The organism is Candidatus Sysuiplasma jiujiangense (genome assembly GCA_019721075.1).
Taxonomy (GTDB): Archaea; Thermoplasmatota; Thermoplasmata; order Sysuiplasmatales; family Sysuiplasmataceae; genus Sysuiplasma; species Sysuiplasma jiujiangense.
Window position 1 is genome coordinate 98402 of the sequence record JAHEAD010000005.1, and the last position, 13027, is coordinate 111428.

At 47.2% G+C, this 13027-nt stretch carries 8 protein-coding genes and 1 tRNA gene; 6 read left to right on the forward strand and 3 right to left on the reverse strand.

All coding sequences use genetic code 11. The features are described 5' to 3' along the window. Nucleotides 1-507: 507 nt before the first annotated feature. From KIS29_04685 to KIS29_04700, 4 genes are all read left to right on the forward strand, one after another. Nucleotides 508-5889, forward strand: a complete 5382-nt coding sequence (locus KIS29_04685; protein MBX8639620.1) for an ATP-dependent helicase — start codon at nt 508-510, stop codon at nt 5887-5889. 53 nt (nt 5890-5942) lie between these two features. Beyond that, complete coding sequence (gene moaA, locus KIS29_04690) at nt 5943-6935, forward strand: GTP 3',8-cyclase MoaA (GenBank protein ID MBX8639621.1); 993 nt, start codon at nt 5943-5945, stop codon at nt 6933-6935. A gap of 87 nt (nt 6936-7022) precedes the next feature. Continuing rightward, nucleotides 7023-8588 (forward strand): zinc ribbon domain-containing protein, encoded by a 1566-nt coding sequence (locus KIS29_04695; GenBank protein ID MBX8639622.1) that lies wholly within the window; start codon nt 7023-7025, stop codon nt 8586-8588. A gap of 77 nt (nt 8589-8665) precedes the next feature. Further along, nucleotides 8666-8739 (forward strand) — tRNA-Ile (locus tag KIS29_04700). Nucleotides 8740-8944: 205 nt separating this feature from the next. On the opposite strand, the gene KIS29_04705 is transcribed toward KIS29_04700, so the two are convergent. After that, nucleotides 8945-9547: a zinc-ribbon domain-containing protein gene (locus KIS29_04705; GenBank protein ID MBX8639623.1), complete on the reverse strand. Its 603-nt coding sequence runs from the start codon at nt 9545-9547 to the stop codon at nt 8945-8947. A gap of 456 nt (nt 9548-10003) precedes the next feature. Here KIS29_04705 and KIS29_04710 point away from each other — a divergent pair, with 456 nt between their 5' ends. Then, nucleotides 10004-10540, forward strand: a complete 537-nt coding sequence (locus KIS29_04710; protein ID MBX8639624.1) for an OsmC family protein — start codon at nt 10004-10006, stop codon at nt 10538-10540. A 4-nt stretch (nt 10541-10544) separates the two neighbouring features. On the opposite strand, the gene KIS29_04715 is transcribed toward KIS29_04710, so the two are convergent. Further along, entirely contained in the window at nt 10545-10919 is a 375-nt protein-coding gene (locus tag KIS29_04715; GenBank protein ID MBX8639625.1) for a cupin domain-containing protein, read from the reverse strand. A 153-nt stretch (nt 10920-11072) separates the two neighbouring features. Beyond that, on the reverse strand, nt 11073-11858 hold the full coding sequence (locus KIS29_04720; protein MBX8639626.1) for an SDR family oxidoreductase: 786 nt from the start codon (nt 11856-11858) through the stop codon (nt 11073-11075). 216 nt (nt 11859-12074) lie between these two features. On the opposite strand from KIS29_04720, the gene KIS29_04725 reads away from it, so the two are divergent. Beyond that, complete coding sequence (locus KIS29_04725) at nt 12075-12731, forward strand: cyclase family protein (GenBank protein MBX8639627.1); 657 nt, start codon at nt 12075-12077, stop codon at nt 12729-12731. Nucleotides 12732-13027 lie beyond the last annotated feature (296 nt).

Below are 13027 nucleotides of genomic sequence, written 5' to 3' on the forward strand. Positions count from 1 at the left end.
CCTGCGAACGGAATGTCCGCTTGGTATCCAACGCCATCAGGGGCTAGAATCGGGTATTATGGTACAGAACCGCTGTTGGACCTGTCTGGTCGAGCAAATTCATCCAAGCATGGGATCTGAAAGCGTGGATGATGTGCAGTCATCGCTCCCAGACGTGGCCCCTGTCCCTGCGGAAATCGATTATGTGCCAGAAGATTGTAGGGCATTCGTCGCTCTTCCGATACAAAAGCAGTGCAGCGTGCCTGCGGTCGTATTCAAGAAGCTGCGGCACAGTGTCTGAAAGCACCTTTCATCCTTTGTCTATCTGAAATGGCCATAGTTGCTTGGTTGCGCCACGCAATGTATTACTTGACGCGGGAGGAATGCATTATTCACCTGCGGTGGAGATGTGGCGGATGTATAGGCTCCCGGATGAAAACCGTTCTCACAGGTGTAGGCCGCAAGAAATGCGGCGGACCGCGGCAAAAGTGTTATTAATCTTAATGAGTATTAACAACGATTTTATCAATGCCAAAAGCATACGAACGTATAGAAAAACAGTACACAATGGCTGAAGTTCTTTCACTTATGAACCCCCTGATTCAGAGATGGTTCAGCTCAAAATTCTCAGAACTCACTGAACCTCAATCCTATGCAGTGCCCCTGATACATTCAAAAGAGAATATAGTGGTCTCGTCTCCGACAGGCTCTGGAAAAACGATGACTGCCTTCCTCTCGATAATCAACGAACTCCTCAACATACAATCCCAGGGCAAACTTGAGGATAGGGTGTACGCAGTTTATGTGTCGCCACTTCGCGCATTGGCAAACGACATCAACAAGAATCTGAATCAGCCTCTTCAGGAGCTTACAGCCCTCGCCTCCGAAATGGGAATTGATGCTCCAAAAATCAGGGTTGCAGTCCGTTCTGGAGACACATCCTCATACGAGCGGCAGAAGATGGTCAGAAAGCCACCTCATATTTTCATCACAACACCCGAATCACTTGCGCTTACGCTTTCCTCTCCTGTTTTCAGAACCAAATTCAACCGTACCGGCTGGGTAGTGCTTGATGAGCTCCATGAAATATGCGACTCGAAACGAGGCGAATTTCTCAGTCTGACTCTTGAAAGACTTGCTGATTACTGCGAAGATGATTTTGTGAGAATCGGTCTCTCTGCAACCATGGCGCCCATAGTCGAAATGGCTGCATTTCTTGGAGGCACAGACATGGCAGGCAGACCAAGACCGGTTAAGATTGTAGAGATAAAAGCCCAAAAATCTCTCGATCTGGGTGTTATCTGTCCGGTCAGGGACCTAAACGCTGTGCAGGCTGACATTGCCAATGCAAAAATGTATGATGAACTCGTGAATCTGATCGAGAAGCATACGACCACTCTTGTCTTCACAAATACGAGAAGCGCGACTGAATCAGTGGCATATAAGCTCAAGGAAAGGGGTCTCGTAGGCATTGAAGCCCATCACGGGAGTCTTAGCAAGGTCACCAGAAAAGATGTCGAAGATCAGCTGAAATCAGGACAGCTGAAGTGTGTCATCAGTTCAACCTCGCTGGAGCTCGGTATTGACATAGGTTCAATAGATCTTGTCTGTCAGATAGGTTCTCCGAAATCCGTCGCCAAAGGCCTGCAAAGGATAGGGAGGAGCGGTCACTCAATCGGCAGGATGTCCACCGGCAGACTGCTAGTCTTCGATACCGATGATCTGGTTGAGTGCGCTGTGCTTACCCGCTCAGCGATGCTGAACAGAATAGACAGGGTCGACATACCGGAGAACAGCCTTGATGTGCTGGCACAGACAATAGTCGGCATGTCGCTTGAAAAGAAGTGGTCCATCGATGATGCCTACGCCCTTGTGAAACGCTCGTATTGTTACAGAAATCTGCCCAAGAAGGATTTCCTTTCGGTGCTCAGGTACCTTGGAAGCAAGGGTGAGTTTGAGAATGTCTATTCGAAGATATGGCTGGACGAATCGGAAGGTGTGTTCGGGAAGAAAAAAAGCGCCCGGATGATATATTTCCTGAATCTCGGAACTATAGCGGAAGAATCATCATATGATGTTGTCAGTGAAAGAGGTGTTCCTCTGGGGCAGCTTTCCGACAAATTCGTCGAACGTCTTTCTTCAAAGGATATTTTTGTTCTTGGAGGAAGGAGCTACGAATATATCCGGGCAAGAGGAATGACCGTTCTCGTAAAGGACGCCAAGGGAAGGAAACCGACGGTTCCGTCATGGACAGGTGAAATGCTTCCCAGAAGCTTTGATCTTTCAGAAGATGTCGGACGGTTCAGGGCCGAAATGGAAAGTATGCTTGATAAATCCGACACGGAGTTGATTGAATACATAACGGGAAATTACAGTGTTGACAGCTGGTCGGCGAGGAGCATTATCAATTACCTTAGGGAACAGAAGGCCACTATTCCGGTCATTCCCACAAACACGGATCTTGTCATCGAGGGGGTTATTCACAGTGATAGCGGCAAGAGGGCGATAATCTACCATTTTCCATTCGGACGGAGGACGAATGACGCTCTCGCTAGGGGTTTCGCAAACGCTATTTCACAGAAATATAAGTGCAATACGAGCGTTTCAGTTTCTGACGACAATTTCCTGATTAGTGTTCCAAAGGAGATACCGCTCAGGAACGTTCATTCTCTGCTTCATTCCAGAGATCTGACTGCTGTCCTGCTGTCAAGCCTTAAGGATTCCGAATTATTCAAGCAGAGATTCAGGCAGGTCGCCGCCAGAAGCTTCATGATACTTCGCAATTATAGGGGCAAGGAACTGTCTGTCTCCAGACAGCAGCTCAGATCAAGCACACTCCTGGACCAGCTCGGTGAAATAAAGGATTTTCCTGTTGTGAGGGAGACATATAACGAGATCCTCAATGACGTAATGGATATCGAGCATGCTTCCGCCATATTGAGAGACATAGAAGAAGGAAAGAGGAACATCCACGTTTTCGGCTATACAGACACCCCATCGCCATTTTCACACAGTATACTCCTTTCTGGAATTGCCGATGTCATACTCATGGAAGACAAGAGCTCAATGCTCAGAGAACTGCACAGAAAGGTTCTGTCCCGGGTAATGGGGAAAGATCAGAGGGCGTATGAGTTCGAGAGCGATGTCGTCGAAAAGTACTTCCAGTCAAAATGGCCACGAATAGATGAAATGGAGCAACTCCCTCAACTGCTGAGAACTGTCGGACCGCTGATTATGCTGAAGGAGCGGGGTACAAACATACATCTGTTTACTGAAAAATCGCATGATGTCGTAAGAGAATGGGCACTCTCGCTTCTGGAAAAGGGACAGCTGTCAACGATATGGCTTGACGACATTTACTTCATACCCTCCGACGAAGAGGATGAATTTTCATCACTCTGCAAAAAACGCGATCTGTTGCCTGATGAGAGCTCTGCGACCGAAGTGCTCTCAAGCAAAGGTCTCAGTGTCAAAGAATTGTCAAAAAAACTCTCGCTGCCGAATAACGAAATAAACGAGTTGATGCACAGGCTTGAAAGCCTCTTTCTGGCAAAACGCCTGAAAATGGACAGTCATGACGGCTGGATTTGGATTAGAAACCATCCTTCCCAGGCAGACGTTGAAAGGAGCCTGGAAAAAGTACTGGTACGGCAGCTCGAATATTTCGGTCCTCAGACTTCCGAGGAACTATCATACAGGTTCAGGTGCAACGCCATAATACAAAAGGCCGAAGAGCTGGTGTCAGAGGGACTCGTTTCAAAAGGTTATTTTGTTGCTGAGGAGGTCGAGCAATACATGCTCACGCGGGATTACCTGGCGCTCAGGAACACGGGCATCAAAGTTTACGATTTTGCCACGATCCAGAGGTACCTTTTCAGGAAGAGCATGCAGCCACTGCCATCCATAGAAGATTATTTCAGCAAGTTTTGCACCGCGGGAATGATACTCGACGTGTTTAACCGCGTTCCCACATTCAGCCGTGCCGAGTGGGAGACGCTTAGAAGCCGGGAAAAGATAGTTTCAGGCCGTTTTCTCAAGGGGAGGGTGAGATACGTACATGAAAACGATGTACCGCTGTTCGTGAGCGCCTATCGTGACGATTCCATTTCTGAGGAAGATATGCTGGTTCTGGAAAAATTCAGGCAGATGGGTAAGGCAACTTCTCTTGCCATCATTCAGGAACTGAAGATAAACAGGGAGAGGGGAAGGGAGATCATAGACAGGCTGGACAGGGGGCTCTGGCTCAAGAGGGTATTTGTCGAGGGAGAAGAATGGAGTGGAAGAAATGTTTACTCATATCTGGAGTGCAATACGACAGTCGCGGATGCCAGACAAAAAATTGTCGAACGGATAATAAGAGGGCAGGGTCCTATCAGAGCAGGCGAAATCAGGTCACAGACTGGATTCTGGGAAATGGACATTGATGGCGCCGCAGAAAAGGCGGGCGCCATAAGGATAGTCGTCGGAGATGCTTCAAATCAGATGTACGTGATGCCTGAGGAACTTGGCCTGATAGAAGAGGCCGGACCGATGGAAGAGCACGGTTATATTCTTTCGATGCTCGACCCGTATGTACAGCCTCTCTGGGCCGAGGTCGCATCCAAGTACGGCGAAGGATGGTTCTACCCTATAGTCAACAGGGGGAGAGTCGCAGGAATGGCCGAAATATGGGTTATGGCAAGCTGCGTTGAGGTAAGGCAGCTAAACATGTCTTCGGAAGGAGAAGTCCCTTCGGCGGTATCGGCACTGACCCGTTTGAATAAACTGTATTCCCAATTCGGCCTGGATGTCCTCCGAATAAGGGAATTCAATTCAGAACCCATCGAAGAGCTGGATGTAAACCTATCCGAGCTGTTTACGGGTTCGAATTTTAAGAAGGTTAACGAAATGCTTGTCCTCGGAAACATTACAGATCAGTCATTCGACAGAAAGAGGATCATTTCTTTCACACTTCAGAGACAGCATATCGAGCAGCAGTTTTCTGAAATAAGCGAAGCTATCGGCTTTCTGATGGGTTTGAGAAGCAACTATGAGGCAGTGCTAAGGATAAAGAGAATTCTCTCTCTTGAGTACGAACTCAGGGACAAGCGACTGTTGTTTGCCGAGATAATGCCTGAGCACTCGGCCTATACGAACCAGCACTGGGCGTCCGTATGCAGAGCAGCGAAGGCAAAGAAACTTAGCAAGGTGGAAAATCATGTGCTTGATATAATCAAGGAATTTGGCCCTGCAGGCAAAAAACAGGTAATGCAGTACTCGAACATGTCAAAGAGTTCAACGCAGGTGGCCATCAGAACGCTTTTCAGGAAGTCGATGATTGCGCTTGACGGAAACAGGCAGTATGTGGCAATACCGGAGAACAACATGACCCGCACTGAAAGCCTCAGATGCATTATGGAACAGCTGTTCAGACAGTTTGGCGCCTTGACTGCAGAGCAGCTTTCGAGAATGGTAAAATCGGAACTGAACATGAAACAGCTGCGTGACATGCTTTTCCAGATGGAATCAGAGGGAAAACTCATCAAAGGTTACCTGGAGAAGGGAAGCGACTCCCTGTACTGGATTCTCGCTGAAGATCTGAAACAGCTGAGAAGAGCCCGTTTCTCAAGACGCTTCATCTCGACAATGGACGACAGGCTCTCTCTGCTCTTTGCCGATGATTCGAAAAGAATGTTCGGGCTGACCTCCGCGAATCTAGTATTCGCTGGTCCGGAACTTGTGGGCGCATTCAAGGGTCGCATAAAGGAAAACGAGGTCAAAGTCGACAAATTTGAGGGAAGACCGGAGATTAAGGAACTCATGCTGGATCTCGCTTCAGAAATGGGTGTTGTGGTAAAGAGGAAAGGTACGCCCAGGGAGGAGGAATGGGACGTTGTGGGTTTCTACGAAAGAACGCATCCGGGCCGGTAATTCCACAAAATCCGATGAACAACTATTTGTTATAGCTAGTGGATTTAGACACCGTGACGGTTCTGGTAGACGGGCTGGGAAGACGTATCAGCTATCTCAGAGTTTCAATTGCCGACAGCTGCAATCTGAAATGTGTCTATTGCATGCCTGCATCGGGAATGCACTTTACCAGAAGAACGGAGCTTATGAGCCCGGAAGAGATAGGCATCATAGTGAGGGCAGCGTCCTCTCTTGGTACAAGGACAGTAAGGATTACCGGAGGGGAGCCTCTTACAAGACCCGACGTTGCGGAAATAGCGTCAAACATCTCTGCAGCACCTGGGGTCGAAGATATACCTATATCCACCAACGGCATCTTCCTGCTGGACAGGGCGGATGATCTCGCATCTTCCGGGGTGACAAGGGCCAACGTGAGCCTGGATTCTCTGAATCCTGAGAAATTCAGGGAGGTTACGCGTGGCGGAGACGTAAAACGGGTTCTTGCGGGAATCAAAAGAGCGGCAGCCGCCGGTATGAATCCGGTTAAAATAAACACTGTGCTCATGAAAGGAGTGAACGACGGCGAGCTCATCGAGCTTGCGCGGTTTGCGCTCGAGAACTCTTTTCCAATACGTTTCATTGAGATGATGCCTCTTTCGAGCAATGTTGAATTTCAGCCTGAGCTGTTCTTTCCTGCATTCAGGGCAAAGGCGCTTCTGGAAAAGAAATTCAGTCTGTATTCGGGTGAAAAATCAGGTGGACAGGGCCCTGCGGTGTATTACGGCGTCGATGGATTCCAAAGCCCTATCGGTTTCATAACGCCGCTCAGCGGCAATTTCTGTGAAAGATGCAACAGGGTGAGGATTACATCGAAGGGGAAATTGCGCATGTGTTTATTCGGAGACGATATGTTCGATCTTCTCTCCGTGATACGAAATGGCGGTGGAACTGGAGAAGTTGCGGCTGTGATAAAGCAGTGTATTCGGGCGAAACCTGAAAAACACCATCTGGGAGTAGGAAAGACAAGCAGCGTAACGCTCGAAGCAATGTCGCAGGTTGGCGGCTGATACATTCTATTAATTACTCGTAGAGAAATTCGATACAAAAAGTATATGTGCCTTAGGGCAAAATTGTATGGACTGAGGATTAGCCCAATGACAGGTCCGGATGATATTTGTCCCGTCTGTGATTCAAAGATAAGCCCTGGAGCGCAGAACTGCGATGTATGCGGTGCAGATCTCATGCTGCTCAGAAACAATGGAGCAGCAGTGTACGTGTGCCCGGAATGCGGAAACGAGCTGCTTGAGCAGTCAACAAAATGTCCCAAATGCGGCGTCGAGTTTACCAGGGAGGAGGCACCTTCATCATCAGAAGAAGTGATATTTCAGTGCCCTGTATGCAATGCTGAAGTTCCCTCTAATGCAAATAAATGCCCTTCCTGTGGTGTAGAATTTCTGAGTGAGGAGGATGCCGGCGCGGCCGGCGAAGTGCCCGTAAGCGTGAACTCTGTGCCGGCAATTGAACCTGTCACTGCGCCGGATCTTTCAGAATTCAAGCTGGAAAAGGAACCGATGAAAGCTGAAGATGTAATTGGAGAAGTAGAGCAGGCCTTTGGGCATAAAGAAAATATTCAGGCAGCCGAAAGCGCTGAAGTCAGTCAGCAGGCAATTTCTAAAGCCACGCCCACTCAGCAGGCTCAGGTTCATACGCCGTCAATGGAAAACAGGGTCACTCAGTCAAATCAGACAAGTGATTTGACAGGCGACAAGGGAAGCAGACGGAAGGGGCTGTTTACATTCATCAAACGGGGCAGGAAACAGGACGAAACCGGTATCGTTTCCGATGCGCCTGGATCTTCAACCGCCCAGCATTCGCCAGGCTCTGCCAAAGAGGAGCAATACCTCCCCCCTCCGGCTGTCCGGACCGCAACAGAATTTGACAATTCGGCTATGAGATCGATGGTTCAGAATATAAGATCCGTTCTGAAATTCGCCGGAGATGTCAATGCGGATATAACAGACGGCAAACAGTATCTTGACAGGTCGCTTGACTATCTTCAGAAGGGTCAGCATCAGGACGCTGAAAAATTCATCAAACTCGCCAAAACGTCCCTGGAGGAATCCGTGCAGGGTTATTTCAGCGAAAAGATGGAAATAATGAGGAAGCAGCTTGAAATCGAAAATTTCGGCCAGGAAAGAAAGAAATTCCTGGAATCAAAAGTCAGGGACGTATCCTCTCTATCGAAAGCCGGTAAATATGATGAAGCACAGTCGATTGTCGTCCAGTTCCAGTCTGAACTTTCAACCAAAGCATCCCAGTATGGCGAGGCACAGGAAATGTGCGACGATCTCGAGCTGCTTCTAAACTGTGCGGACGACATCGGTCTGGACTACGACGGCTCAAGGATGATATTCAGTGAAGCGAAAAAACAGCTTGCAACAGGGGATTGGAGTTCCGCGCTCATTCTTGCAAAGCAGTCCAGGGAGTCTCTTATGCGTACAATTCCATCGAAACTCTCCAATGAGATGAGCAGGGCCAAGAATGATATTATTGACGCAAAGATAAGCGGTTTTCAGGTCGGGGAGATGATTGCTCTGCTTAAACAGGCAAGCGCAGCGTACAACGAGGGAAAATACGATGAAGCGCTGCGTTACATAGCTCACCTAAGGAAACAGTTTGACGGTATCAGGTCGAAAAATAAAGAGGGCCCGATGCAATAAATACGATTGCACTCATTTCCTTTGCCGCAGAAGCGCAGACAAAAGGTATTTACATCACATTATAATGACGCTTGGGAGGGCCCATAGCTTAGTCTGGCGGAGCGTCTGGCTCATAACCAGATGGTCGTCGGTTCAAATCCGACTGGGCCCATTCTCAAGTCTGCTGTTACCCTTATTTTCCCTTGTTCCTGCCGATTGCCGGGGAAGTCGTAATTGCCATAGCTGGTGGAAGGGAAGAGGTTGCAAACCGGCTGTTGTTGTACATAATACGCCGATTGCTCCAACGGTAGGTTGTTTTCAGTCACATGGTACTTCTCAATCGGTCCTCGTGTTATTCCGTGGTTATTTATGCCGGCCTATCTTGGCTGTTTAAAATAGGCAACTACCCTAGGTCTTGTCAGGTAGTAGAGCAAAACAATGCCTATTATTGTTCCAACAGGTATGACGAACAGTTCCAGCACGGCGCCTATCATCATTAAAATCCTTCCCCAATTCCTTCCGGTTAGGAAAGCGATGGCAAAGAACAGTGGAAGCAATGAGATGGCTAACAACAGAATGACGATTCCCGGAGCAAACAGCGAAATGAAGGTAGCTACAAACAGAGTTATAAAAAAATCGACAATTGCAAAGATTATCTGGACTATGCCAATTATCGTTACTCCAGTCGGTCTCTGAATCCGTGCAGGTGGATTCGGTCCGAATTGGTTTGAGCCGCATTGCTGGCAGTACATAACACCCGCAGGATTCAGATGCCCGCAAACCTGGCAGTATTTAACTTGTGCGGCTGCTCCCTGGGACGAAGCTGTCTGGGATATGACAGCAGGAGGAGCAGAAGTCGAGACGTTAATTGCTGCGGATGTCAGCCCCTGCCTGTCGCTCTTGTTCAGAGCTTTTCCACATGAGTTACAGAATGTATCGCTGTCACCAACAGGTTTTCCGCACGCAGGACAAAACGGCATGACACGTAAGCTGTCTCTTGATTTATATATATTTCGCACATGGGATAATACAGACTGCTTCCTTCTGAGTTTTTGAAATCGATTCGACTCATATCGTACCTGATGCCAGTTTTTTGCCTGTTTGAGCCTGAGTAAAGAATCCGTTCCATTCAAATCACTCTTCTGTTTTTGGAATTCGTTTTAACTTCGACAGCAGGCGCAAATTGGAAAGTTGCCAGGCTCGATAATCTTCAATTACATTTCGATAAAATAGTAATTTAACGCCGGGGTTCAAATCGATAAAGCTGTCATTCATTCCGGCTTTCATAGAAATGGCTGAATGCTGTCAGAGGATGTTACGCGCGCTTTCACTGTTAATCTGAAGCAGCTTTCATTAGGGCACCGTGAAGATTCGCCTATCTCACATTTCTGTTAAATAGTCGAAACCGAATTTCAAGACATGAAGGAGGACTCCATATGAAAGAAGGAACGGATACAACAGAAAGCATTGTTAATAATGTCAATCTCAAACTCATAGAACGCACTAAAGATAGATCGAACCTGGGCGGGGGCCATTTTCCGGTCGAGAAGACATTACAGGGTGAATTCAGGTTCGATGGCAGTCCAATGTTTACGGGCGAACTAAAATCCGAGTCGGCCTCGTTCATTGTCGGCGTTGATGAACCATCGGTGCTGGGCGGGAGAGGAGTTTATACAACCCCGCTGAGCTATCTCCTCTTCGGCGTCGTTTCCTGTTTTGCCAATACCCTCGCGATCCAGTGTGCCATTGAAAATATAAAACTCAAGAGACTCCGTCTTACAGGAAAACTCACTTACGACATCGGTCCGGTCCTGACAGCGTACGACTTTCCGCTGATCAATAAGCTGGAGATAGAAGTAGAAGCGGATACCGACATAAGAGCAATAGTTGAAGCATCCAGACCTAAATGCCCTGCGCTCTATGCCATTACGCATTCCATTGAGAGTACCGTAAAAACAACAGTTGCGAATTAGCCGCCTATTTTATACCAACCTTTGAACCGGATCTCAGATAACTGTCCGTACCTGAAATCCAATCCTGCCTCGGGGGGCTGAATATGTCGACGTCTATTGTATCCTCAACAGCTACCGCCTTGTGTACGCTATTTGGCGGGATAACAAGTGTTTCCCCTTCTTTTAATATGAATTTTTCTCCATCTATTTCGAATTCGAGAGCTCCTTTCATTATCCATGTTATCTGTTCATTCTCATGATGATGTGCCGGGACTACGCATCCTTTTTTGAGCAAAAGTTTGGCAACCATCGCCTTCTCGCCATAAACCATCTGGCGCTCGATAAGATCGCTCACGTGCTCCTTCTTAACGGAATCCCAGTGCTGTCTCTTGAGGTTCATTCTTCTAGGTAATACCATGTCAATATTTTACATTTTCTCAGGTCTGACCAACGCGGTTCATTTAGAATGCTGATCGAATTTCTACTCGCCCAATTCATTCTATCAGCCGCTTATCATCACGCGCTGAAGGGAGCAAATGTATACAGGCATGAATCAGAACGGGAATCGCACATATCCCCCATCGATCTGTATGTTCGTGCCTGTTATGTAGGACGCATCATCCGAACAGAGATATGCAACGAGCGATCCTATCTCCTCCGGTGCGGCAAACCTTTTGACAGGTATAGACCGCATTATGCCATTGAGCGCTTCTTCATAGGTTATTCCTCCCTCTTCACTCCGGCTTCTGGCAATATTCCTCACCCTGTCAGTGAGGACGTATCCCTGCGAAATGCTGTTGACTGTGATACCCATGGAGGCTTTTTCAAGTGAAACAACTTTAGCCAGATTCACCAGCGCAGATCTCAAAGATCCAGAAATCGAGAAATTTTCGATGCCCATTTTCGTCGTCATTGAAGTCACAAAGACAATCCTCCCTCCTCTTTCCCTCATGTCCTTTAATGAAGCTTTTGTGAGGTAAATTGTGGACCTCAGAAACATTGCAATGTTTTCATCCCAGTCGGCGTCTGTGAGATCCTCAAAAGGAGCGAGTTTAGGGTCGCCGTAGTTCATTATCAGAAAATCTATTTTACCGAGGCTCTCGTGCACAAAATCCATCAGCCTCTCCAAATCCCTTCTGTCACGGAGATCTGCCTTGCAATATGATACCTGATTTTTTGTCTCATTCTCGATCTCAACCGCAGCATCACTCAATTTAACAGAATCTCTCGAAAAAATAATTACTCTGCAGCCTTCTTTGCTCAGAACGCGGGCTATTCCTTTCCCGATACCTGAACTTCCTGCGGCAACAACCGCGATCTTTCCGCTTATATTTTTCATGGTGTTTGCATGCCAGTGTTTCTTTAAACTGTTTACTAACTGAACTTGTATCATGTCTTCTGTCTCCATGACAAGTCAGAATTTTGCTATCTGAAGGAACAGATTTGAACAGACTGAAGACATTCCAGACAAACAGCAGACAGAGAGGACAACTTTTGGAAGAAATTGTGTTAAATCAAAGTAAAATTATTATATTGACACAAATTATCAGTCCACATGGATGTCAAGAACATCATAGACCTTACTGCTGAAGTCAGGACATATATGCCAGTCTGGGTCACAGCTCCTCTGCCGAACATCAATCCGATTGGAATAGTGAGCAGAGACGGATACAATTTTGAAACTATTTCAGCAGGAACACATACCGGAACCCATATAGACGCTCCATACCATTTTGATGAAAACGGGAGAACAGTAGATCAAATAGAATTGAAAACACTTGTCGCAGAAGGCATCTGTTTACAGGTAAAGGCTAACGAAAAAAAGGAGATCGGCCTTCAGGAACTCAAATCGAAATGGAAAAGGGAATTTGACGGAAAGATCATTCTTCTGAATACGGGCTGGAGCAAGAAGAGAGCTTTTACAAAGGAGTTTCTTATGGATTTCCCCGGACTCGGGATGGACACCACGGATTTCCTCATAGAACACAAAATTAAACTCATTGGAATTGACACACTTGGAATAGATCCCTATGTCCACAGAGATTTCGAAGTTCACAAGGCATTGCTTACCAGGGACTTCTGCTTCATCGAGGATCTTGCCAACCTCGATTCACTGGTAGAGGGGAAAAAATATCTAATCGTGGCACTACCACTCAAGTTAAAGGGAGCTAGCGGCTCAATGGCCAGAGTGGTTGCGCTGGATATTTTTTAGTCATGCGCATTGTTGGAAACCACTTAAAAAGCCACTTAGATACAACGAATAAAGAAAGGGGGTAATTAGCAGCAGGAAACTTCAATACCATATGTGCTTATGTAGGGTCAAATGAAGTTGGCGGATTGGGCGCGGGAACAAAGCATAGATTACAAGACGGCCTATCGTTGGTTCCGTGCAGGGCAATTGCCCGTAATGTCTGAACAGATGCCAACTGGAACCATTCCCGTCTATCCCACTCCGAAGAATGAAGGTGGTGTTGCCTTGTATGCAGGAGTCTCTTCACATGACCAGCG

Coding starts and splice junctions, on each gene's coding strand:
- KIS29_04685 (MBX8639620.1), top strand. CDS start 508: ATGCCAAAAGCATACGAACGTATAGAAAAACAGTACACAATGGCTGAA.
- KIS29_04695 (MBX8639622.1), top strand. CDS start 7,023: ATGACAGGTCCGGATGATATTTGTCCCGTCTGTGATTCAAAGATAAGC.
- KIS29_04705 (MBX8639623.1), bottom strand. CDS start 9,547: ATGCCGTTTTGTCCTGCGTGCGGAAAACCTGTTGGTGACAGCGATACA.
- KIS29_04710 (MBX8639624.1), top strand. CDS start 10,004: ATGAAAGAAGGAACGGATACAACAGAAAGCATTGTTAATAATGTCAAT.
- KIS29_04715 (MBX8639625.1), bottom strand. CDS start 10,919: ATGAACCTCAAGAGACAGCACTGGGATTCCGTTAAGAAGGAGCACGTG.
- KIS29_04720 (MBX8639626.1), bottom strand. CDS start 11,858: ATGAAAAATATAAGCGGAAAGATCGCGGTTGTTGCCGCAGGAAGTTCA.
- KIS29_04725 (MBX8639627.1), top strand. CDS start 12,075: ATGGATGTCAAGAACATCATAGACCTTACTGCTGAAGTCAGGACATAT.